Annotated in this window: 22 protein-coding genes and 2 riboswitches; of the genes, 8 read left to right on the top strand and 14 right to left on the bottom strand. The window is 54.4% G+C overall.

Annotation, left to right across the window (positions count from 1 at the left end; all coding sequences use genetic code 11):
• Positions 1 to 62: 62 nt before the first annotated feature.
• A complete protein-coding gene (locus L971_RS11780) occupies positions 63 to 446 on the bottom strand; it encodes a DUF302 domain-containing protein (protein WP_047375989.1) in 384 nt (127 codons plus the stop codon).
• A 172-nt stretch (positions 447 to 618) separates the two neighbouring features.
• Between L971_RS11780 and L971_RS11785 the strand changes: the two genes are divergently transcribed.
• The gene (locus tag L971_RS11785) at positions 619 to 1,014 is read left to right on the top strand and encodes a Spx/MgsR family RNA polymerase-binding regulatory protein (protein WP_024371918.1); all 396 of its coding nucleotides are present in this window, start codon (positions 619 to 621) and stop codon (positions 1,012 to 1,014) included.
• A gap of 99 nt (positions 1,015 to 1,113) precedes the next feature.
• On the opposite strand, the gene L971_RS11790 is transcribed toward L971_RS11785, so the two are convergent.
• The 5 genes from L971_RS11790 to L971_RS11810 form a co-directional block, all read right to left on the bottom strand.
• Positions 1,114 to 1,776 carry a methionine ABC transporter permease gene (locus L971_RS11790; protein ID WP_024371919.1) on the bottom strand — a complete coding sequence of 221 codons (663 nt, stop codon included), beginning with the start codon at positions 1,774 to 1,776 and terminating at the stop codon, positions 1,114 to 1,116.
• Positions 1,748 to 2,782 (bottom strand): methionine ABC transporter ATP-binding protein, encoded by a 1,035-nt coding sequence (locus tag L971_RS11795; protein ID WP_047375991.1) that lies wholly within the window; start codon positions 2,780 to 2,782, stop codon positions 1,748 to 1,750. Before L971_RS11795 ends, L971_RS11790 begins: the two co-directional genes overlap by 29 nt.
• 9 nt (positions 2,783 to 2,791) lie before the next feature.
• Complete coding sequence (locus L971_RS11800; protein WP_024371921.1) at positions 2,792 to 3,613, bottom strand: MetQ/NlpA family ABC transporter substrate-binding protein; 822 nt, start codon at positions 3,611 to 3,613, stop codon at positions 2,792 to 2,794.
• Positions 3,614 to 3,686: 73 nt separating this feature from the next.
• Positions 3,687 to 3,790, bottom strand: a riboswitch (SAM riboswitch).
• Between the two features lie 41 nt (positions 3,791 to 3,831).
• Positions 3,832 to 4,848, bottom strand: a complete 1,017-nt coding sequence (locus L971_RS11805; protein ID WP_047375994.1) for an iron-containing alcohol dehydrogenase — start codon at positions 4,846 to 4,848, stop codon at positions 3,832 to 3,834.
• On the bottom strand, positions 4,845 to 6,020 hold the full coding sequence (locus L971_RS11810; protein WP_047375996.1) for an aminotransferase class I/II-fold pyridoxal phosphate-dependent enzyme: 1,176 nt from the start codon (positions 6,018 to 6,020) through the stop codon (positions 4,845 to 4,847). Before L971_RS11810 ends, L971_RS11805 begins: the two co-directional genes overlap by 4 nt.
• Positions 6,021 to 6,097: 77 nt before the next feature.
• Positions 6,098 to 6,200: riboswitch (SAM riboswitch) on the bottom strand.
• A 170-nt stretch (positions 6,201 to 6,370) separates the two neighbouring features.
• On the opposite strand from L971_RS11810, the gene L971_RS11815 reads away from it, so the two are divergent.
• The 3 genes from L971_RS11815 to L971_RS11825 all read left to right on the top strand — a co-directional run bounded on the left by L971_RS11815 (position 6,371) and on the right by L971_RS11825 (position 10,611).
• A complete protein-coding gene (locus L971_RS11815) occupies positions 6,371 to 7,471 on the top strand; it encodes an AI-2E family transporter (RefSeq protein WP_047375998.1) in 1,101 nt (366 codons plus the stop codon).
• Between the two features lie 260 nt (positions 7,472 to 7,731).
• Entirely contained in the window at positions 7,732 to 8,976 is a 1,245-nt protein-coding gene (locus L971_RS11820) for an MFS transporter (RefSeq protein WP_024371925.1), read from the top strand.
• Positions 8,977 to 9,117: 141 nt separating this feature from the next.
• Positions 9,118 to 10,611 (top strand): peptide MFS transporter, encoded by a 1,494-nt coding sequence (locus L971_RS11825; protein WP_047375999.1) that lies wholly within the window; start codon positions 9,118 to 9,120, stop codon positions 10,609 to 10,611.
• A 43-nt stretch (positions 10,612 to 10,654) separates the two neighbouring features.
• Here L971_RS11825 and L971_RS11830 read toward each other — a convergent pair whose 3' ends face one another.
• Positions 10,655 to 11,950, bottom strand: a complete 1,296-nt coding sequence (locus L971_RS11830) for a glutamine synthetase family protein (protein WP_024371927.1) — start codon at positions 11,948 to 11,950, stop codon at positions 10,655 to 10,657.
• Positions 11,951 to 12,143: 193 nt separating this feature from the next.
• On the opposite strand from L971_RS11830, the gene L971_RS11835 reads away from it, so the two are divergent.
• Complete coding sequence (locus L971_RS11835) at positions 12,144 to 13,184, top strand: SDR family oxidoreductase (RefSeq protein WP_047376001.1); 1,041 nt, start codon at positions 12,144 to 12,146, stop codon at positions 13,182 to 13,184.
• Between the two features lie 47 nt (positions 13,185 to 13,231).
• Here L971_RS11835 and L971_RS11840 read toward each other — a convergent pair whose 3' ends face one another.
• Positions 13,232 to 13,555, bottom strand: coding sequence for a general stress protein (locus L971_RS11840; protein WP_029334989.1), 324 nt, complete (start codon positions 13,553 to 13,555; stop codon positions 13,232 to 13,234).
• A 104-nt stretch (positions 13,556 to 13,659) separates the two neighbouring features.
• Positions 13,660 to 13,887 carry a hypothetical protein gene (locus L971_RS11845; protein WP_047376003.1) on the bottom strand — a complete coding sequence of 76 codons (228 nt, stop codon included), beginning with the start codon at positions 13,885 to 13,887 and terminating at the stop codon, positions 13,660 to 13,662.
• Between the two features lie 94 nt (positions 13,888 to 13,981).
• Here L971_RS11845 and L971_RS11850 point away from each other — a divergent pair, with 94 nt between their 5' ends.
• Both L971_RS11850 and L971_RS11855 read left to right on the top strand, forming a co-directional pair.
• The gene (locus tag L971_RS11850; RefSeq protein WP_197053179.1) at positions 13,982 to 15,040 is read left to right on the top strand and encodes a GTP pyrophosphokinase family protein; all 1,059 of its coding nucleotides are present in this window, start codon (positions 13,982 to 13,984) and stop codon (positions 15,038 to 15,040) included.
• Between the two features lie 90 nt (positions 15,041 to 15,130).
• Positions 15,131 to 15,568: a MarR family winged helix-turn-helix transcriptional regulator gene (locus L971_RS11855; RefSeq protein WP_034806634.1), complete on the top strand. Its 438-nt coding sequence runs from the start codon at positions 15,131 to 15,133 to the stop codon at positions 15,566 to 15,568.
• Positions 15,569 to 15,627: 59 nt separating this feature from the next.
• Here L971_RS11855 and L971_RS15190 read toward each other — a convergent pair whose 3' ends face one another.
• The 5 genes from L971_RS15190 to L971_RS11880 form a co-directional block, all read right to left on the bottom strand.
• Complete coding sequence (locus tag L971_RS15190) at positions 15,628 to 15,930, bottom strand: hypothetical protein (RefSeq protein WP_047376005.1); 303 nt, start codon at positions 15,928 to 15,930, stop codon at positions 15,628 to 15,630.
• Positions 15,931 to 16,020: 90 nt separating this feature from the next.
• A complete protein-coding gene (locus tag L971_RS11865) occupies positions 16,021 to 16,659 on the bottom strand; it encodes a class F sortase (protein ID WP_228617006.1) in 639 nt (212 codons plus the stop codon).
• Positions 16,607 to 17,407 (bottom strand): DUF4397 domain-containing protein, encoded by an 801-nt coding sequence (locus L971_RS11870; protein ID WP_024371934.1) that lies wholly within the window; start codon positions 17,405 to 17,407, stop codon positions 16,607 to 16,609. Before L971_RS11870 ends, L971_RS11865 begins: the two co-directional genes overlap by 53 nt.
• Positions 17,408 to 17,659: 252 nt before the next feature.
• The gene (locus tag L971_RS11875) at positions 17,660 to 18,373 is read right to left on the bottom strand and encodes a glycerophosphodiester phosphodiesterase (RefSeq protein ID WP_047376009.1); all 714 of its coding nucleotides are present in this window, start codon (positions 18,371 to 18,373) and stop codon (positions 17,660 to 17,662) included.
• Positions 18,374 to 18,383: 10 nt separating this feature from the next.
• Positions 18,384 to 19,850, bottom strand: a complete 1,467-nt coding sequence (locus L971_RS11880) for a carboxypeptidase M32 (protein ID WP_047376012.1) — start codon at positions 19,848 to 19,850, stop codon at positions 18,384 to 18,386.
• Positions 19,851 to 20,110: 260 nt separating this feature from the next.
• On the opposite strand from L971_RS11880, the gene L971_RS11885 reads away from it, so the two are divergent.
• Positions 20,111 to 21,127 (top strand): D-alanyl-D-alanine carboxypeptidase family protein, encoded by a 1,017-nt coding sequence (locus L971_RS11885; RefSeq protein ID WP_231557605.1) that lies wholly within the window; start codon positions 20,111 to 20,113, stop codon positions 21,125 to 21,127.
• Positions 21,128 to 21,260: the final 133 nt, after the last annotated feature.

A 21,260-nucleotide genomic window follows, 5' to 3' on the forward strand; every position in this document is an offset into this window, starting at 1 on the left:
ATTTTACCATTTTCTTACTAACGATGACATAAAAAAACCCGCCATGTCAGCGGGTGTCCCGTTCAGATGCTGTTATCGATCGCACGTGTCAGTCTCGTCTCGACGTCTTGGGCGATCGACTGGAGCGACTCGTCCTCGATCAATTGAATCAGTTTCGTCGGCTTCGGCATGCCGACATGCGTCGCCCCGTCTTTCGTGAACACGGCGAGTTTGCAAGGTAGGAAGTAACCGCCTTCCCGGTGCGCCGTCAACACTTTCTTCGCTTCCTTCGGATTGCACACTTCGAGGATGCGATAGTCCCCATCGATCGCCTGCCCTTTTTCCTCGAGCGTCTCACTCAAATTGAAGTCCCAGAGCACGCCAAACTCTTCTTCTTTGAGCGTCCCTTTTAATTTTTCGACGACATCCGCCACCGATTGGTCCGTCTTCACTGTGTAGTCGAACATGTGTTTCCCTCCTTAGTTGTAGTGTCCCTCGTCATGTACCCGAACTCGTCCGAAACGAATCACGCTGTCCGAATAAAAAAGTCTATGTGATTTGAAACATATTCGCTGTCCGTCACGTATGGATGAGAGAAAATAAAACTATCCAACTTGACGCAAAGGAGAAGTGGTTGTGGTGACGGTCACCGTATTCACACATACTAGTTGCAGTTCTTCCCGCAAGACGATCGATTGGTTACGTGAACAGAACATCCCGTTCGTTGAGAAAAAATTGACCGATCAAGGGATGTCATTCAGCGAGTTCAAAGATATGCTCCGGCTCACCGAGAACGGGACGACCGACCTGTTGTCCGTCCAAAAGAGTGTGTACAAACAGGCGGCGGACCAGCTCGATGAGATGTCGCTCCGTGAATTGTACAGTTTCGTCGCATCGCATCCCCAGATTTTGAAAAGCCCGATTGTCGTCGACGACAACCGGATTCAAATCGGGTTCAGCGAGAAAGAGATCCGTACGTTCATCCCGCGACATGACCGAATCGCCGAGCTGAAACGCTTGCTCGACAATAAGTAAGAGCCCTGCCGAATGATATGCTCCCCAATCAGATAAAACAGATTTGTTATTTCATCTGTCTACCTATTGGGGAGCATATCAGAAGCAGAGCTCTTTTTCTTATGCCTTCTTTAAACGGGCTGCCAAACGGTTGCCGAACGATTGAATCGATTGGACGAGCAAAATCAAGACGAAGATCGTCACGTACATGACTTCCGGTTCGAAACGGAGGTGGCCATATTGATAAGCGATGTCACCGAGACCCCCCGCCCCGACGAGTCCGGCCATCGCAGTCGCCCCGATCAACCCGATCGTCGCAATCGTCAAACCGAGGACGATCGACGAGCGGGCCTCGCGGATGAGGACGTACCAGATGATCTTCCGCGTCGAGATGCCCATCGCCTCATACGCCTCGACGACGCCGCGGTCGACTTCGAGGAGCGCCGACTCCATCAGTCGGGCGATATACGGTGCCGTGAAGACGATGAGTGGGAGCAGCACGCCTTGAACCCCGATCGTCGTTCCCATGATGAACCGTGTGAATGGCAAGATGAAGAACAACAAGATGATGAACGGGATGGAACGAACGACGTTGATGACGCTCGAGAGCGCGCCGTAGACGTAGCGGTTCGCCAAACGCCCGCTCGGACGCGTCAACACGAGCAACGTGCCGAGCGGCAGTCCGATGAACGTCGAGATGACGAGGGCGATGCCCGTCATCGTCAGCGTCTGGAGCGTACCGCTCCAAATCAAGTCACCCCAGTCGGCCCAAAACTGTAGCATGGTTCGTCACCTCCTTCACTTTCACGCCGCTCGCTTCGAGATAGCGGACGGCTTGGTCGGTCTGGTCGGCATCCCCGTCGAGATGGATGAGCAGGTTGCCGACGAGACCACGCTTCAATTTCTTGATGCCGCCCCCAATGATGTTCGGGAGGAGGCCGAACCGTTTCGTCAGCTGGGCGAGGACGGCCTGTTCGGTCTGGCTGCCGATGAACGACAAGTGGACGAGCGTACCGTGCGTGCTCAGTTCTTTGACGACTTCTTCCGGCACGTCGAGGTTCGTCTTCAAGAACTTTTGCGTCGTCGCGTGGACCGGGTCGGCGAACACGTCGAGCACGTCGCCTTCCTCGACGATCTTGCCGCCGTCGATGACGGCGACACGGTCGCAGATCCGTTCGATGACTTCCATCTCGTGGGTGATCAGGAAAATCGTCAACCCGAGCTCGCGGTTGATCTCGAGCAACAAGTCGAGGATCGATTCGGTCGTCTCCGGATCGAGCGCGCTCGTCGCCTCGTCGCTAAGAAGAATGTCCGGCTCATGCGCGAGGGCACGGGCGATGGCGACGCGTTGTTTCTGGCCACCTGACAGCTGCTCCGGGTAATGCTTACGATGGTCGGTCAGTCCGACGATGTCGAGGTATTTGTCGACGCGCTGTCGGATCGTCTGTTTATCGAGACCTTCGAGACGGAGCGGGATGGCGACGTTCTCTTCGACCGTGGCCGTCTTCAGCAAGTTGTAATGCTGGAAGATCATCCCGATGCGGTGCCGGAGCTTCGAGAGCTCCTTCTTCCCTAGTTTCGTGATGTCTTGTCCTTCGATCTCGACTTGGCCCGAAGTCGGGCGTTCGAGCAGGTTGATCATCCGGATGAGCGTGCTCTTGCCGGCCCCGCTGCGCCCGATGATGCCGAAGATCTCGCCTTTTTCGATCGTGAGCGACACGTCATCGAGCGCCGTGACCGTTCCTTTGTTGACGGTGAACGTCTTTTTGATATGTTTGAGTGCGATCATAGGACCTCCTTAAAACGCCGGGACGATCGAGCCGTTGAACGTCTCTTCGATGAACGTCCGAATCTCGTCAGAGTGGTAGTACGACTTGAGCGTCTCGACGACCTCGTCTTCTTTGTTGTCGGTCCGGACGACGACGTAGTTCGGATACGGGTTGTCGACCGTGTCTTCATGGAAGAGGGCGTCCTCGTTGATCGAGAGCCCCGCCCCCATCGCGAAGTTCGTGTTGATCGCCGCGAGGGCGACCTCAGGGAGTTGCGTCGGGAGCTGGGACGCTTCGAGCTCGATGAACTCGAGGTTGAGCGGGTTCTCGGCGATGTCTCGTTTCGTCGCCTTGTCCGTCAATCCTTCCTTGAGTGTGATGAGGCCGGCCGTCTCATAGAGGCGAAGGGCACGAAGTTCGTTCGCCGGGTCGTTCGGCACGGCGACCTTGTCGCCTTCTTTCAATTCGTCGATGTCTGTCAACTTGTCCGAATAGAGCCCCATCGGGAAGGCGACCGTCTTGAACACGTCGTCGATCTTATAGCCTTTATCAGACTTTTGCAGTTCAAGGAACGACAGCGTCTGATAGCTGTTCACGTCGAGGCTACCCTCGGCGAGCGCGGCGTTCGGGGTGTTGTAATCGTTGAACACTTTGATGTCGAGCTCGAGTCCGTCCTCAGCCGCGAGCTTCTTCACTTCCTCGGCAATTTGCTGGTGCGGCCCCCCGGTCACACCGATCGTGAGCGACTCGTTGCTGAGCGCCTCGCTCGCGTCAGATTGCCCACACGCTGAGAGCGCGATGGCAGCGAGTAATGATGTTCCGGCGAATACTGTTTTCTGTTTAATGTTCATGAATGATTCCTCCTCCAAAATAAAAGCCCGCTACTCACAAAGAGCGGCGGGCACGACAAATCGAAGTCGGACACGCTCATCTCCCAGACGTTTCGTCTGTTGGAATTAGCACCATGATCATAACGATCTGGTTGCCGGGTTTCACAGGGCCAGTCCCTCCACCACTCTTGATAAGCAATCGGTCTTATTTAATTGTCTTAATCTTACTCGTTTTTCTTTTATCTGTAAATAGTTTTCTGTAAAGTTTCAAAAATTATTTTCAAATAGTCACTATCAAGCGGTTCGGGCAACTGTTGCAACGTCGTCTCCCTCATAACCGAGACCACGAGACGTGGGATATCGTCCGCGGAAAGACCGAGCGCGTCGAGCGTCGGCGGGGCCTCCACTTGCTCGAGCCACGAACGAAGCACAGCCACGTCGGGCGAGCGGCGCAAGGACTCCTGAACGAGCAATCCGAAACCGACCTTGTCCCCGTGCAGGAACGCATGGGTCGCCTCGAACTCGCTGAGTGCGTTATGGACAGCGTGCGCGACGGCGACCCGTGTCCCAGCATCCCCGAAGCCACCGACAGCTCCGCCGATGGCGAGCACGTGGTCGACCGCGTAGCGCGTCCCTTCGCTGTATGAGCGGAAGGCGGTCTCGGTTAGCTCGATTTCGAGCAGACGATGACATTGCTTGGAGAGCGCGATTCCGGCATCGACACCCGCAACGGTCGAGGTATCACCGCTCAAATAGCGGGCCTCATAGAACTTCGCGACCGTGTCGATGACCCCGGCTCGGTAATAATCGAACGGTGAAGACGCGATGACCCGGGCGTCGACGATGACGCGTTCGATGATGACACGGAATACGTCGTACCGGTCGTAGCTCCCGTCTTCCCGGTACACGACGCTGAGCGGGGTGAACGCCGCACAGTTAGAAGCGAGCGTCGGGATGACGATGAGCGGGACGCCGTTGCGCACGGCGACGAGCTTGGCCGTGTCGACGAGCTTGCCGCCACCGATGGCGACTAAGACGTCCGCTCCGTCAAGGTCGACTCGGTCCGCCTCGCGATCCGTGCACTCGCCTGCGAACGATGTTGCCGGATACGCCTTCAAAGAAGGAAGCAGCCGTTCGACGACGGGGTAGCCGTGTCGCCCGCGCAACACATGCACCCGGCGGCCTCCGATCAGTTCGCCGAGCCGATCGAGGGCATCGTCGTCGTGGTCATACTCGAGGACGGCTTGACGAATCATGCCCGCACCTCCTCATAAGCGGCGAACAGCTGCTCGATGCGCGCGACGGCCTCGTCAATCTTCGGTTCCGGCGAGACGAGGCCGAACCGGACGTACTGTTCACCTTCCGCGCCGAAGAAATATCCTGGCGTCACCGCGACGCCTGCCTCATGGAGCAACTTCTGCGAAAACGACTTGGCATCTCCCTCCGGCACTCTCGCCCAGACGAAGAATGAACCTTTCGGGGCCGGGACGTCCCAACCGGCTCGACGCAACCCGTCCACCAATCGGTCCCGCCGAGCCTCGTATAGACGGGCCAGGTCATCGCGGACGGATTTTGGTGACTCGAGCGCTGCGACCGCCGCCTCTTGGATGGCCGAGAAGACGCTGACGTGGACGTGGTCTTGATACGTGTTGATCGCCTCGATGATATCCTTGTTGCCGACGGCGAAGGCGACGCGCCAGCCAGACATGTTGAACGCCTTCGACATCGTGTACACTTCGATGCCGACCTCTTTCGCCCCGTCGGCTTGAAGGAAGCTCGGCGGGACATGGCCGTCAAAGCCGATACTGCCGTAGGCGAAGTCGTGGACGACCATCAGTTCCCGCTCCTTGGCGAATTGCACCGTCTCCTCGAAAAAGCGTGGCGTCGCGACGGCGCCGGTCGGATTGCTCGGGTAGTTCAAATACATGAGCCGCGCCCCGTGCGTGTCGAGCGTCTCGTAATCCGGAAGAAAATCGTTGTCTTCTGTCAAGACGAGGTCGTGGACGCGCGCCCCGGCGAGCCGGGCCCCGGAGATATAGTCCGGGTAGCCCGGGTTCGGGAGCAGGATGCCCTCCCCTGGTTCAAGGACGCATTGTGGGAGCGTGATCAGGCCCGATTTCGACCCGATCAAAATTGCGACCTCGCTCTCGGCATCGATCTCGACCCCGTACTCGTTCAAGTAGAACGTCGCCACCGCCTGTTTCAAACGGCTTTGCCCACGGAATGGGCCGTACTGATGCGTGTCCGGATTCGCGAGCGCCGTCTCGAGCGCCTCACAGATCGGCTTTGGCGTCGGCAAGTCCGGCGTCCCTTGTCCGAGCCGGATGATGTCGGCCCCGGCCTGTTCGAGCGCGACCACTTCTTTCGCGAGCCCGACGAAATGTTGGGGTGGTAAAGTTTTAAGTAAGTTTGAACGTCTGTCTGCCATGGATGGTCCTCCTATGCAAAAAACACCCCTTTCCACGGAAAGGGGTGTCGAGATACGGACGTATTCAAACAACCACCTTCCCATCTCTCAAGGTCACCTTGCTGGAATTAGCACAGTATTGGTATACAATCTGTTGCTGAAGCTTCATCGGGCCAGTCCCTCCGCTTCTCTTGATAGAAAGTGTTTATATGCGATTTATGTGTAATATGTCCTTTAGTAAACCAAACGTTACCAATCCTGTCAATCCTTATTTTGAAAATTGCTATGGCCTCTTGAAACCCTGAAAAAAAACGGTCATAGTAAAAGAAGAACGTTATTCTGAAAAAAATATAGGATGAGGGGATGGACTAGTGGAGCTAAACCGTCAGTTGATTTGGAAATTAATTGTGATCGGCCTAATCTTTCTCGTCTTATGGCGAGTCATCAGTGAGCCGGACACGATCTCTCGCGTCTTACAATACACGTTTCAACTGTTGACGCCCGTCATCATGGGAATCGCCATCGCCTTGTTGTTGAACACGGTCCTTTCTTATATGGAAGAGCGGTTCGCACTGAAACGATATCAAGGGCTGTTGATCGTCTACGTGACGTTCATCGGGTTGCTCGTCATCTCGGCCGTGACGCTGTTCCCGCGGATATATTCGAGTGTCTCGTCGCTCATCGAGGAGCTCCCGTTTTACATTCGCCAAATCGATGGGTTCTTAGGGCAGTTGAACACGTTTTTACACGATTATAACGAGACGATCGCTCAGACGCTCGACTTCAAACGATTCGAGGAACGTTACTCCGGTTGGGTCGAGGCGGCCGTATTGTCCTCGGTCAGCTACGTCTCGAGCTTCACGATGACGCTCATCAACTTCTTGATCGGCATCGTCATCTCGATCTACTTGTTGAAAGACAAGGAAGTGTTCGCCCGCATGTTCAAGCGTCTGCTGTATGCGATGTTCCCGGTCGCCACGGCGAAGACGACGATCGACATCTTCCAGGAGATGGACTATATCTTCAAGCGCTATATCATCGGCAAGTCACTCGACTGCCTCATCATCGGTGTGATGGCCGTCGTCGGTCTCCTCGTTATCGGTGCACCGTACGCGCTCTTACTCGGTGTCATCATCGGGATCCTGAACTTCATCCCGTACGTCGGCCCGCTCCTCGGCATGATCCCGGCGTTCATCATCACATACTTCTATGACCCGTTCACGGCCGTTCTCGTCTTGGTATTCATCTTCTTGCTACAACAGTTCGACGGATTGTGGCTCGGACCAAAGATACTCGGCGACAGCGTCGGCATCACCCCGTTCTGGGTCATCACCTCGATCATCATCGGCGGCAGTTTGTTCGGCCTCGTCGGGATGTTCGTCAGCGTGCCGGTGACGGCGATGATTCAAGTCATCTTGTCGCGGCTCATCGATTACCGGCTCACCCGCAAGAACTTGAACGAGCTCCTGTAGCTAGAGAAATGTGTTGACATATTGAAACTATCTGTCATACATTTGAAACGTAGACACACGACATTCACGAAAGGAGGCTGCCCCATGTCAGTCATGAACGTACCACAAACGAAACTTCATATTGACGGGCGGGCGCCTCGACTTTTCTGAAAAAGATCGGTTTTGCCTGCCCATCCGTGGCATGCGCAAATTTAAAGGGACGAGTATGCTTCCGTGCATGCTGCGTCCCTTTTTACTTTCTCAGAAACAGGTGAACCCGTATGTATCAATCACTCAAGCGGCTCGACCGCAACATTTGGATCCGTTTTCTCGGGGAGACGATCACCGGCGTCATGATGTTCATGATCGCCCCGTTCCTCGTCCTCTACTATAGTGACAAGCTCGACAGTTACGTCCAAGTCGGGATCATTTTGGCGACCGGACCGATCATGGCGCTCATCGGCTCGGTCATCGGCGGACGTTTCGCGGATATCTATGGCCGCAAGCCCGTCATGATGATCGCCATCATCGGGGATGCGCTCGCACTCGTCGGCTTCGCCTTCGCCGACTCGTTCTGGCCGTTGTTGCTTCTAAACGCGATGCTCGGTTTGACGAATTCACTGTTCCACCCGGCTGCGAGCGCCATGGTCGCCGACGTGACCGAACCGGAGCAGTTGAACGAAGCGTTCGGCTTGCTCCGCATGGGGCACAACATCGGGGCCGCGTTCGGTCCGCTCCTTGGCAGTGCCGTCCTCTTCCTCGACCGACAATATATCTTTTTCGCGGCGGCAGTCGTGTTCGGGATCTATGCGCTCGTCCTGGCCAAATGGATTCGTGAGACGTTGCCGGAGACGACCGAGCACGAGACGTTGTCGAACCAAGACGTGTTGCGCGTCTTCGCCCAGGACCGCGTCTTCCTCGTCTTCATTTTCGCCGGCGTCTTCATCTCGATGGGCTTTGCCATCGTCGAGAGCATGTTGCCGCTATTCTTGCGAGAATCGTTCCCGACGTTCACGGACCGGCAAAACCCGTTCGCATACTTGCTCGCCTTGAACGGTATCATGGTCGTCTTGTTCCAGTTCCCGATCGCCTCGAAGCTCGGCCAAAAACCGTTCGGGAACGTCATGCTCGCCGGGGCGACCGTGTTCGGTGTCGGCATGATGCTCCTCGCCGTCGTTCCGCGTCTCCTTTATTCAGTCGGCACGCCATATCTCATGCTCGTCTCGATCTTGCTCGCCGTCTATGCGTTCTATACGCTCGGGGAGATGATCATGTCACCGGTCCAACAGACGTTCATCGCCATGATCGCGCCTGAGAACATGCGTGGGGCCTACAATGGGGCCGCCAGCATCCAGTGGTTGATCGGGGGCGTGACGGCGCCGCTGTTCGCGAGCTTGTTCTTCAATCGCGGTGCCGGCCACGTCGCCCTCCTCCTTGTCGGCCTCGCCAGCTGCGTCTCCGGTCTCATCTACTGGCAGCTCGGACGCCGGGTCCGCGCGACAGAAGCCAAACAGAAGACGGCTTGACCTTAAGACCACACTAAACCCCGCTGTTTAGTGTGGTTTTTAGTTTCATTTCATTATAGTTAAATTTTGAAGCGGAAATTCGTTTTTACTTTACAAACATAACGGTTCTTTTTATGATATGAAAGTTGGGAGGGATCTTTCATGGAAAGAATCGATAAACAGAAAATCGTGGACAGCGTGCCACAAAAAGGTTTTTTCGGACAACCTAAAGGATTGTTCACGTTGTTCTTCACAGAGTTTTGGGAACGTTTCTCGTACTACGGGATGCGGGCCATCCTTGTCTTTTACATGTATTACGAAGTGTCCGAGGGCGGTCTCGGCCTTGACCGAAACGTCGCCTTGTCGATCATGTCGGTGTACGGGGCGCTCGTCTATATGTCTGGGGTCATCGGCGGCTGGCTCGCGGACCGCGTGTTCGGGACGTCACGGGCCGTCTTCTACGGCGGTGTGTTCATCATGCTTGGACATATCGTCTTGTCGGTACCAGGCAGCCTGACGTTCTTGTTCATCTCGATGGGGCTGATCGTCATCGGCACTGGTCTCTTGAAACCGAACGTCTCGAGCATCGTCGGCGACTTGTACCATGAGACGGACCGTCGTCGCGATGCCGGTTTCAGTATCTTCTATATGGGCATCAACCTCGGGGCGTTCATCTCCCCGCTCATCGTCGGACAAGTGCAGGCCGATTACGGCTTCCATTGGGGCTTCGCCCTCGCCGCCGTCGGGATGTTCATCGGGCTCGTCGTCTTCATCGTCACGAAGAAAGGCAATCTTGGGTTAGCCGGGTCTTACGTGCCGAACCCGTTGACGCCGTCAGAACGGAAAAATGCGATCAAATACTCGACCATCGCCGTCCTTGTAATCGGTGGACTGCTCGCCGTCTTGATTCCACGCGGGCTATTCACGATCAACACGTTCATCGGACTCGTCGGTGTGTTCGGGATCGCAATCCCGACAATCTACTTCATCGTCATGTATCGCAGTCCGAAGACGACAGAAATCGAGCGGTCGCGCATCATCGCCTACATCCCGCTCTTCATCGCCTCGGTCATGTTCTGGGCAATCCAGGAGCAAGGGGCGACGATTCTCGCCAACTACGCTGATCAACGGACAAACTTGAACTTCCTCGGTCTCGAGCTGCGCGCGGCGTGGTTCCAATCACTCAATCCGCTGTTCATCATCATGCTCGCGCCGGTGTTCGCCTGGTTATGGGTCCGGCTCGGTGACCGTGAGCCGAGCATCCCGGTCAAGTTCGCGTTCGGCATCTTATTCGCCGGACTCAGCTTCTTGGTCATCTTGCTACCGGCTTACTTCGGAGGGCCGGACACGCTCGTCAACCCGCTCTGGCTCGTCCTCAGTTACTTTATCGTCGTCCTCGGCGAGCTCAGCCTGTCACCGGTCGGACTGTCGGCGACGACGAAACTCGCACCGGCGGCCTTCTCGGCCCAAACGATGTCGCTTTGGTTCTTGTCGAATGCGGCGGCACAAGGAATCAACGCCCAGCTCGTCCGCTTTTACTCGCCGGAGAATGAGATGATTTACTTCGGTGTCATCGGTGGCGCCGCCATCGTCCTCAGTCTGATTTTGTTCGCCCTCGCACCGGTCATCAAACGCTATATGCGCGGGATTCACTAAAAAGACGCCACTCCTCACGTTGGAGGAATGGCGTCTTTACTTATTACTTGCGGACTTGGATGAGCGACAAGTAACGATCGATCAAATCTTCGTTGAAATAGTTGTGGAAGCTGTCCGACTTGAGCGATTGAATCGACTCGTGGAACGTCGATGGGAGCGAGGCGATGCCTTGGCTCTCGATTTGTTTCGCCGAGTACTCGAACAAGTCATCTTCGTTTGGTGCCGACGGTTCAAGCTGTTGCTCGATTCCTTCGAGACCGGCGTAGATGAGAGCGGCAAGCGCCAAGTACGGGTTCGCGCTCGGGTCCGGGTTGCGGACTTCGACGCGTGTCGCACTACCGCGCGATGCCGGGATCCGGATCATCGAGCTTCGGTTCGACGGGCTCCAGCAGATGTTGACCGGCGCCTCGAAACCAGGGACGAGACGTTCATACGATTCTGGGAGCGGGTTCGTGAAGATGGCGGTCGCACGCGCATGCTTCAAGATCCCTTCGATGAAGTGACGGGCCGTCGTAGACAGACCGTAATCCGCATCCGGCTCCTCGAAGGCGTTGTCTGTCGGTTTTCCATCCTTATCGTTCTTCCAGACCGAGATGTTCAAATGCATCCCCGAACCGTTCACATCGCGGAGCGGCTTCGGTAGGAATGACACTTTCGCGCCCTTCTCTTGGGCGGCGAGCTGGACGATCTCCTTGAAGAACTGGATATTGTCGGCCGTACGGAGTGCATCGTCATACTTGATACCGATCTCATGCTGGGCCGGCGCCACTTCATGGTGGACCGCCTCGATATTGAAGCCGACTTCGCTCAAGCGGTTGGCGATATGTTGGCGTACCTCATAGCCTTTGTCTTCCGAGCGGGTCGAGAAGTATCCGGCCTCGTCATAAAATTCACCGTTCTCGTCAAAGATAAAGAACTCCGGCTCGGCCCCTACGAAAATTGAGTAGCCGTCACGGGCAGCACGCTCGAGCGCATCTTTCAAGACGTTCCGGGGATCAAACTCGTATCGCTCCCCTTCAGAAGTACAAACGTCACAGAAGAAGGCGAGGATGCTCTCGTCACCGTCTTTTTCGTACCGTGGACGATCTAAATCCGGGCGTAAGAATAAGTCTGAGTTTTTGATGGAAGAGAACCCGTCGATGGACGATCCGTCGAACATCGTTTTCCCTTCAAAGACTTCCGGCAACAATTTTGCAGACAGCGTCAATAGCTTCAAATCTCCGAGGACGTCCGAGAAATACATATGGATCTGGGTGATCCCTTTCTCTTCGACCGCTTTCTCAATCTCTGCTTGCTGCTTCCTGTAGCCATCCTTATCAGTTCCGAATAGATTTGCCATGATTCTAAAAAACCTCACTTAAGTTATTTGACAGGTCAACACTGTCATGACGTACCTTGCGTACGCTTCTCTTTAAGTCATAACCCACTTTAAAAATTGTTAAACCCCAAAATCGAAAACAAATGATCAAAGTGGCTCGAATGGCCCCATGTTGGTATGATGGAGGAAGACTGAGACAGAGAGGAAGAACACTGTGAACATATTTATGACAGGCGCGACAGGATTTTTAGGAGGACGGTTGGCACGGGAATTGATCGAACGGGGGCATCGGCTCTATCTGCTCGCCCGCTCACCGGAAAAAGTGAAGCGCACCTTCTCGACGACAGAACTTGCATCCATCGACGTCCTCGCCGGGGACTTGACGTCTCCCCTTCTCGGCGCCGATGACGCATTCATCGGGACGAACAAAAAGAAGATCGACCTGGTGCTCCATATGGCAGCGCTCGTCAAGTTCGACGAAGAGCTCCGGGACGAGCTGTTCGAGACGAACTTGACTGGGACGAAACAAGCACTCGCGCTCACGAAAGCGCTCGAGTGCCCCCGCTTCTTCCACGTCAGCACGGCCTATACGCTCGGTGTCCGTGAAATCGGACATGAGACGCTCTATGCGACGGACCAGCCGTTCCATAACCCGTATGAGGAGAGCAAAGCCCATGCGGAACAGGCGGTCTGGGACGAGCGGTATCATCTCGACGTATCGATTTTCCGTCCTGCTATCATCGTCGGGGACTCGAAGACCGGCGAAGCCGACTCGAAATTCACGATGTACGGCTACATGCGTGCGCTCGAGGTGTTCAAGCGCCGCCTTGAACGTCGTGGTGCGCCGGACGGGCCGATTCGTCTCGTCGGCTCCGAAACGGGGACTTCGAACCTTGTCCCGGTCGACTACGTTGCTGACGTCCTTCTCGCCGCGATCGAACACGCTCGTCCGAACACGATCTACAACGTGACGAATGACACACCACCGCGCAACGAAGACATGCTCGACTACATGAAACACGCGCTCGCCTTCCCTCATCTACACATCACGGACACACCGACATCGTCTTTGAGCGTCGTCGAGCAGGCGTTCAATGACATGGTCAAAGTATTCAACCCGTATTTGAATCGCGACATCAACTTCGTCGATACGAACACGAAACAACTTCTGGCCGAGGCCGGGTACGCACCGCTCGATTTGAACGAACGGTCACTCAAACGAATCGTCGACGCCTATTACGATACGAAATCATGAAAAATACGGACCTGACGCGCGCGTCAGGTCCGTTCTGCATGAGTGCATTATGATTTGTCGCAGACGAGAACGATCTTGCCGTCTTGAATCTCGCCTTCAAGCGATTCGACCATTTCTTTTGTCAAGCCGAGGCTTTCCAACTGTTCGATCCGATCGTCTGAGTTTTTCGTGAATTTCGAGACGAGTGACTCCCAGAGCCCTTTCTCCGTGATGCGGTAAGGCTGGACGCCTGCTTCAGCGGCGAGGCGGAGCGTCAATTCTTCGTCTTTCGCGAATAAGTAAATGTGTTCGTTCACACAGCCGCCCGAAACCATCCCGTTCACTTCATGGTCGACCGACATCATATCTCGTACAATTCTCGTTTCTAACATTATTCATCCTCCTAAACGTTCACCTTCATAAAAATCGAATAATATACTATTCCCCAAAAATGAGACGTAAAACCCGATTTATGGTGATCATCGAAAAGGCATCCTCACACGAATCGAACCGACCAGCACTCAATCGCGAAATGTTCGACGAGCGTTTCAATCCGAGCCCGCTCTTCCTGTTCAGAGGCGACCGCTGCACACGTGGCAGTGAAAGATAGCGTCGTTCCTTGTTTTTGGATGCGCGAGATTCGGTAACCGGACTGTTGCAAGAGGGACGCCGTAATCTCCAATATTTCTTGTTCGCTTGATTCGAACGAATGGTGTGCTCTCATATTCGTACCTCCGACTTGATTTCCATGTTTGCGTCATATGTGTCCTCATTTCAATGATGCTATACTTAAGACAACGAGACAAGGAGTGATACGGATGCCGACACAAGACATGAATGCGATCATGCTCGATTACTTGAATGAGAAGGAAGACTACGAGGCGTTCGCCGCCAAGCTGAAACAACTACTTAGCGAATTACTCGATGATGCCGGAATTCAGTTCCATTCCATCGTCGCCCGGGCGAAGGAAGCCGAGAGCCTCTACGCCAAACTATCAAGGAAACCGTATCAATACCGGTCGCTCCGTGACGTGCAAGACTTGGCCGGTATTCGGATCGTGACTTATTTTCACGATGACGTGCGCGCCGTCGCCCAAATCCTCGAAGAAGAGTTTCGGATCGACCGCGAGCAGTCGATTGACAAGTCGACGTTGCTCGACCCGAACGAATTCGGGTATTTATCAGTCCACTACGTCGTCGGGCTGAACGAAAAGCGGCTAGCGCTCGGCGAATACCGCCGCTATGAGGAGAAAGAGGCAGAGATTCAAGTCCGGTCGATCCTGCAACACGCTTGGGCCGAAATCGAGCACGACCTCGGGTATAAGAATCCGAACGCGGTGCCGCCGGAAATCAAACGTAGCTTCAGCCGGGTCGCCGGACTGCTTGAGATCGCTGACTCGGAGTTCGTGAACATTCGAAAACAGCTGCGCACGTTTGAGCAAGAGACGGTCGAACGCATCGTCGAGTCACCGGAGGAAGTCACGATCACCCGTGACAACTTGAACTACTATATCGCCAATGACATCACCGTCGAGAAACTCGATAACGCCATTTTCCAAAGCGACTGGCTGCTCGAGACGGACCTCTCGACGATCATTGAATTGACACGCATGTTCCATTATGCGGAGATCCGGACGTTCCAAGACTTGAGTGACACGCTCGAACATTATTTTAAACAAGCCGTCAATTGTGCCACCCTATTGCCGTCTTCTCTTTTGCCGCGCCAAGGCATGGGTGTCGTCTATGCCGTCCTGGCAAAACTGCTCGCCGAAGGAGACGATCAACAAATCGAGTTCTTCTTCCGCCGGTTCTATCCGGATTTGAAACATTATGATGAAATTATCCAACAATTACGCGTCCGAGAAGAGCCAACATAACTTTACAGACTTCATGTTTTTGATGTAGAATGTTTTTATGTTCTGAAATATATGCAAATAATGATTTTTTAGTAGGAGGGACTTCCGAGGATGACAACACCTGTCCAAACAGCATCCCGCCGTCAGCTCGTTGCTGACGCTGAACGCGGGATTCGCATGAACTATCGCGGAGTGAAAAAAAACCTCCGGGCGATGTTCTCACAGTATTTAACACGCAATGAATTCTTCATCCTTCGGTCGCTCTGCCAAACGAGCCCGCAAATCGCTTCGGCCCTGTCGAACGAGTTCCAATTTTCAGCGTCGATGATCACCGCGTTAGCGGACGAGTTGACGAAGAAAGGTCTCATTTCGCGTGAGCGCAGTGAACGCGATCGTCGCGTCGTTGAACTTCAAGCGACAGAAGAAGGCCGCGCCTTGTTCGAAACGTTAGAAGATATGAAGATCGAATATTTGATGGACGTGTTTGAGGACTTCTCGGACGAAGAACTGATTGTCCTCTCGAAGTTGCTCGACCGCATGGACGCCTAACAGTCTACGTCGACATCAAAAATAAGCCGCAGCCCCATCTTCTGGATGAGGTCTGTGGCTTATTTTTTATCGATGTTTTTATCGTCAGCCGCTCGGTCCCGTCCCAACTGATCCCATCTGCGTTTTTCTTCGGTATACAATTCCTCCTCATTGCGGAGACGCGCACCTCTAAGTTTTCGTTCAAACGTCCGCGTCTGTCTTTGCTCTGATCTTTTGAACACGCTCCGCAAGACCAGATAGCTCATTGTCGCAATCAGAACACTCCATCCGATATTGTCCACCGTCGTATAGGCGAGGAACCAGATGATCAACCATAATCCGACCGACGAGGCATATTTGTTTATTAACGTGATCGTATTCATCCCCGTTCTGCGTATTGAATGGAAGATTGGCTTCACCTAATTAAACGACAAACAGCCCGGAGTAGCAATCACTCCGGGCTGTCGATTTAATCAACGTATAAGTTTGGCCGTCACGACGATGCGGTCACGATACCCGTGTTCAGGATCGTATGGACCTGCACACGTGATGAGTTGCAACCGCTCAGATTGTGTCGCTGCGAAAATCGAAGCGAGCGGCACATCTTCGAGCCGGTACCGTTCCACAGAGACGACCTCGTATTTGGCAACCTGTTCGCTATGCTGGAGTGTCACCATCTCTCCACGCTGTAACGTCCCGAGGTCGCTAAAGATGGCAGGACCCTGCAGATCATCGAGATGACCAGACAGTACGACGTTACCGAGGGCACCAGCTTTGGCGCCATATTGATACCATCCGACTTCGTTGACATGATCCGGGGTGTCCATCCGGTCGAGTCGGTCTTTCCCGACCGGTTGCACCTTCGCATCGACGTCAATCGATGGGATGATCAATCGTTTCGGGATGAACGTCTCACGGTGAAACGATTGTCGCTCGACTTCGGTCGAGGCGAGCACGAGCGGTTCAGAAAAACCGACCGTTTTCAGCTTCGGCGTTGCGTCAGGCGCATCGGCCGAGGCGGAAACCGTGAGAAATAGGAACGTCCCAATCAAGAGTAACTTAAGCGTCTTGCTGTTTACGACGAAAGACGTAGAAGCCAGCTGCTGCCGCACCAAGTGCCGCTGCTGCGAGCAACCAGTTCATTGAAGCAGTTTGGGCGAGACCGCCTTGTCCTGTTTCAGGAGCTCCGGCCATTTCCCCACCGTCTGCTGCGAGCAATACTTCAAACGCCGGCTCTCCTTCAAGAAGACCGATTGCGAATGCTGTATAGTTCTTGCCGCCTTCAAGAGCAACGCCGTCGAGCGCTTTCACGACGTCTGTCGCTCCGGCTGGACGAATTTCAAGGTCATACGTGCCAGCATCGAGCGTGCCGTAGTCAGATACCGCTTTGAACTCGAGGTTCGAGAAGAGCGGGTCTCCGCCTTTAGGCGCGACGTCTACCGCTGGAGCATCTGGTGAGAAGTGGGCAACGCGGACTTTCGATTTGCCGTCTTCGAAGTTGGCGTCATCTTCCATCGCTGCGATCTCGATGTTTTCTAATTGACCGATTGCTGCCGCTGTGTAGAACTTGCCGGCTTCGAGCGAGAGGTCAGCTGCGACGACGACCGTTTCCGTGTCACCGGCTGGCTTGATCTCAACGTTGTAATCACCGGCTGGTAGTGTCAAATAATCTGTGAGCGCTTTGAACTCTGCGCCTTCGACCGCGACTTCGCCGTTGACATACACGTCGACCGCCGGTGCGTCAGGTGAAGCGTGAAGCACCCGGACCATCGCATCGCCTTCATGGCCGTCCGCGCTGACTGGTAAGACGAGTGCGAACGCGAGTGCGAGCGTTCCGAGTAAAGACATCAATTTCTTCATGTGAAATTTCCTCCTTTTTCCCCTTGGGTTGACCGATTGACTGCGTACGACAAGTTTGGTGTGATGCTGCATAGCGTGCTACATCTGATTGCTATGTAGCTGGTGACATCTTAAACTTAAGACAACGGAGCAACGGCGTAAAGATGACAGTGTGTCCATAATGTGCTGCGACGACCGTCCGGATGATACCGCTTTCTTTACACTCTTCATACTACCCTGTAGCCCGCTCAAAAAAACCTGTGATGTGCATCATCACAGGTTCAAATGTGTTCGGGCCCACTCGATGTCATTGACGAACAACGCATCCACATTGAGTTTCCGGAACCGCGCCAATTGATCAAGCGTCTTGACGGTGTATGGTCGGACGAAGATACCGGCTTCGACTAACGCCTCGATCTCAGCGTCCGTGAACGCTCGTACACTAGGATGGAGCGCGCTCGCATCGAGTTGCTTCAAGTAAGCGACCGGGTCCGCGATCCGTCTCGAGGAGAGGACCGCCAGTTCATACTCGGTCGTCAACTTCCGTAAACGCCTTAACGTGTCATGATTGAACGAAGAGATCACAAGGCGATCGGCAGGAAAACCGGTCCGCTCGACGACCTCGACGAGACGCTCTTCGATGCCCGGATAATGTTCGATATCTGTCTTCAGTTCAAGGTTTACACACAACGTCGTCGGCATGGCCAGCGCTAGAAATTCTTCAAGTGTCGGCACCGGTTCGTCTCCCCCGAAATGGACCGCGGCGTTAGCCGTTCGAAGCTCGGCAAACGTCAAGTCGACGACACGTCCACGCCCGTCCGTCGTCCGCTCGAGCGATTCGTCATGGATGAGCACGAGTATCCCGTCGCGCGTCATATGAACGTCCGTCTCGATGCCGTCAGCACCGGTATGAATCGCGGCCCGGAACGCCGACATCGTGTTTTCCGGATAGTGAGCCATCACTCCGCGGTGTGCGAAAAGCTTCATCGGATTGTCCTCACGCCGTTCCGTACTTGGACGTCAAATAACGGACGAGCGGACGGACCGAGATGTCTTCCCCGGTGACAGTGCGAATCAACTCGTTTGGTGTGAGCGTTTTTCCATGACGGTGCACGTTCGTTGCGAGCCACTGTTTGATGGGTGCGAACTCGCCTGTCGCGATCCACGTCTCGAAATCCGGATGTTCCGCTCGTAACGACTCCGTCAACTGGGCCGCATAAATCAATCCGAGCGCATAGCTCGGGAAGTAACCGAACGACCCACCGGCCCAGTGCACGTCTTGCAGCACGCCTTTCGCGTCGCTCGGGACGTCGACACCGAGATACTCTTTGTAAAGTTTGTTCCATGCCGCGGGCAACTCGTCGACAGAGAGATCTCCTTGGATCAGCGCTTTTTCCAGTTCGTAGCGGATGATGATGTGAAGGCTGTACGTCAGTTCGTCGGCCTCGATGCGGATGAGCGACGGCTTCGCCTCGTTCACTCCGGCATAGAACGTCTCAAAGTCGACATCTTGCAATGCGTGATGTTCGGCCTGCAGGTTCGGATAGACGCTCTTCAAGAAGGCGATGCTGCGACCGACGAAATTCTCAAAAAATAACGACTGTGACTCGTGAATCCCCATCGAGGCCCCTCCCCCAAGTCCGAGCTCATCGAGCGACTCGTCGATCTGTTGCTCATACGTCGCATGACCAGCCTCATGCATCGTCCCGAACAAGGCGTTCCGGAAATCTGCCTCATCGTATTTGGTCGTGATACGGACGTCCCGACGATTGATCGTGATCTCGAACGGATGGACGGTCGCATCGAGCCGTCCTCGGCTCAAGTCATAATCGACGACTCGCATCCAGTCATGACAAATCCGCTCTTGTGCTTTTTCGTTCATTGACCAATCAAGTGAGGCGGTGCCGCCCGGTAAGTTACGAATCAATGGGACGAGCTCGTCGCGGAGCGTCTCGAACAGGTCGTCAAGTTGCGCGACCGTCATACCCGGCTCAAAATCGTACAGGAGCGCATCATACGGGTGCGCGTCGTAACCGAAATAGTCGGCAAACTTTCGTTGATACGTGAGGATCTTTTTTAAAAACGGCGCGAACATGCCCCAATCGTTCTGCTCTTTTGCCTTCTCCCACGCCGTTTCGGCCTCGGAGACGAGCGTCACGTACGCCTGATATTCACTCGCCGGGATTTTTGCGTTCCGTTCGTATTGTGTTTTCGCCACTTGGAGCGACCGTTTCTCGGTCGCGGTCAACCCGTTCGCCGCTTCCATCTCTTCGAGAAGCTGCTTGAACGAGTCGCTCGTCTGCCGCTTGAACGCCTCCGTCGACAAATACCCGATCGTCTCAGCCCGTAGCGGCGCCGATTGTTCTGGCATTTGCGTGCGCATATCCCAATACAAAAGAGAGATTGCCTCATCAAAAGCCCGTAGTTGTTTAAAATGGTCACGCCACTGTTTCGTCAATTCCATCTCGATACCACTCCTATGCGTTATGTCGTTACACTTCTATGCGTTATGTCGTTACACTTCTACTTTATTATATTCGCTTCACCTTGCCTATCGTTTCGACACATCCGCTCCTTACCCTATCAGTCCTCAACTCCCGCTTCCTTTAGTGGGAAGAGACGAATGATTTGAAAAATATTGACCTATTTTAAGAATTTTCAGACGAATCATGTGTCGCTTATCCATTATGGTAGAAAAGTAAACTATAAAGGGGCGAATGTATTGTGAATCAAACACGCAGACACCGAAAACAGACGTATATGATGCGGCGCCTCCTCTTTGGCTTTGCGCTTCTCGCCGTCATCGCGCTCATCCCAGCACTCGTTGGGTTCAAACGTGAAACGCCAGTCGAGCCGAAAGTCGCCGCACCAGTCGTGACCACAGTCAGTCAAGGGCCAGATTTCCCTGTGATTCCGATGAACGAATGGGAACAAGGACCGATCGCGGCCGTTGCCCATGACGACATCCTTGTCGGCGCCATGACGTTCGTCAATTTGACCGATGGCGTCATTCTCATGGACAAAAATGGGGAGGACCGTGTCTTCCCGGCGAGTACGACGAAATTGATGACCGCCCTCCTCGCTTATGAGAAGGCGTCAGCCTCGAACGAACTTGACGCTCCGCTCATCAACATCACATCTTCCACACTCGATATCCCGTGGGACAGCCACATCGCCCATCTCGCGATCGGTGACCAACTCTCCGTCCGCCAAGCACTCTATGCGACGTTGCTAGAGTCTGGGAATGACGCGGCGAACAGCCTCGCCGAATATGTGAGCGGTACGACTGGTGAATTCGTCGACTTGATGAACGCACGGGCGACCGTCTTGGGATTGACGGGCACCCATTTCATGAACGCCCACGGGTACTCGGACCCGGACCATTACACGACCGCGCGCGACATGGCCAAAATTACGTACGTGTTCGGCCGCTATCCGGAACTCGTCGAGATTGCCGGTACATATGAATACGAGGCAAACTTCGTTGACAAGGACGGAAACTTGAAACGGCGTTGGTGGTATCACCTTGGTTCTGCCATCAACAAACGAAGCATCCATTACTCTGACCTCGTCCAGGCGACGAAAACCGGCTATACGGATGAATCCGGCTATACGATGGTCTTTCTAATGGAGGAAGCGGGCAAACAATATGCGCTCGTGACGATGCAGGCGAAATCCGGGCAGACGTTCCCGACGATGCGAACCGTCGAGCAGATCATATTCGGACGGGACATCCCGTAAACGCAGAGAGGACTGACCTAGGTCAGCCTCTTTTTTTTCGTGTTATTTTTAATGACGGTTTGTCAAATTAAGCGCAACACTTCCTCCGCGAAGGCCTCGTGTGCGGTCTTCCAGCCGAGACATTTCCTCGGTC

Origin of the sequence: Exiguobacterium sp. ZOR0005 (genome assembly GCF_000798975.1) — a bacterium.
Classification (GTDB): Bacteria; Bacillota; Bacilli; order Exiguobacteriales; family Exiguobacteriaceae; genus Exiguobacterium; species Exiguobacterium aurantiacum.

Bases quoted from the DNA above. Each gene is read 5' to 3' on its own strand.
- L971_RS11780 (WP_047375989.1), bottom strand. From the start codon at position 446: ATGTTCGACTACACAGTGAAGACGGACCAATCGGTGGCGGATGTCGTC.
- L971_RS11790 (WP_024371919.1), bottom strand. From the start codon at position 1,776: ATGCTACAGTTTTGGGCCGACTGGGGTGACTTGATTTGGAGCGGTACG.
- L971_RS11795 (WP_047375991.1), bottom strand. From the start codon at position 2,782: ATGATCGCACTCAAACATATCAAAAAGACGTTCACCGTCAACAAAGGA.
- L971_RS11800 (WP_024371921.1), bottom strand. From the start codon at position 3,613: ATGAACATTAAACAGAAAACAGTATTCGCCGGAACATCATTACTCGCT.
- L971_RS11805 (WP_047375994.1), bottom strand. From the start codon at position 4,848: ATGATTCGTCAAGCCGTCCTCGAGTATGACCACGACGACGATGCCCTC.
- L971_RS11810 (WP_047375996.1), bottom strand. From the start codon at position 6,020: ATGGCAGACAGACGTTCAAACTTACTTAAAACTTTACCACCCCAACAT.
- L971_RS11820 (WP_024371925.1), top strand. From the start codon at position 7,732: ATGTATCAATCACTCAAGCGGCTCGACCGCAACATTTGGATCCGTTTT.
- L971_RS11825 (WP_047375999.1), top strand. From the start codon at position 9,118: ATGGAAAGAATCGATAAACAGAAAATCGTGGACAGCGTGCCACAAAAA.
- L971_RS11830 (WP_024371927.1), bottom strand. From the start codon at position 11,950: ATGGCAAATCTATTCGGAACTGATAAGGATGGCTACAGGAAGCAGCAA.
- L971_RS11840 (WP_029334989.1), bottom strand. From the start codon at position 13,555: ATGTTAGAAACGAGAATTGTACGAGATATGATGTCGGTCGACCATGAA.
- L971_RS11845 (WP_047376003.1), bottom strand. From the start codon at position 13,887: ATGAGAGCACACCATTCGTTCGAATCAAGCGAACAAGAAATATTGGAG.
- L971_RS11850 (WP_197053179.1), top strand. From the start codon at position 13,982: ATGCCGACACAAGACATGAATGCGATCATGCTCGATTACTTGAATGAG.
- L971_RS11855 (WP_034806634.1), top strand. From the start codon at position 15,131: ATGACAACACCTGTCCAAACAGCATCCCGCCGTCAGCTCGTTGCTGAC.
- L971_RS15190 (WP_047376005.1), bottom strand. From the start codon at position 15,930: ATGAATACGATCACGTTAATAAACAAATATGCCTCGTCGGTCGGATTA.
- L971_RS11870 (WP_024371934.1), bottom strand. From the start codon at position 17,407: ATGAAGAAATTGATGTCTTTACTCGGAACGCTCGCACTCGCGTTCGCA.
- L971_RS11875 (WP_047376009.1), bottom strand. From the start codon at position 18,373: ATGAAGCTTTTCGCACACCGCGGAGTGATGGCTCACTATCCGGAAAAC.
- L971_RS11880 (WP_047376012.1), bottom strand. From the start codon at position 19,850: ATGGAATTGACGAAACAGTGGCGTGACCATTTTAAACAACTACGGGCT.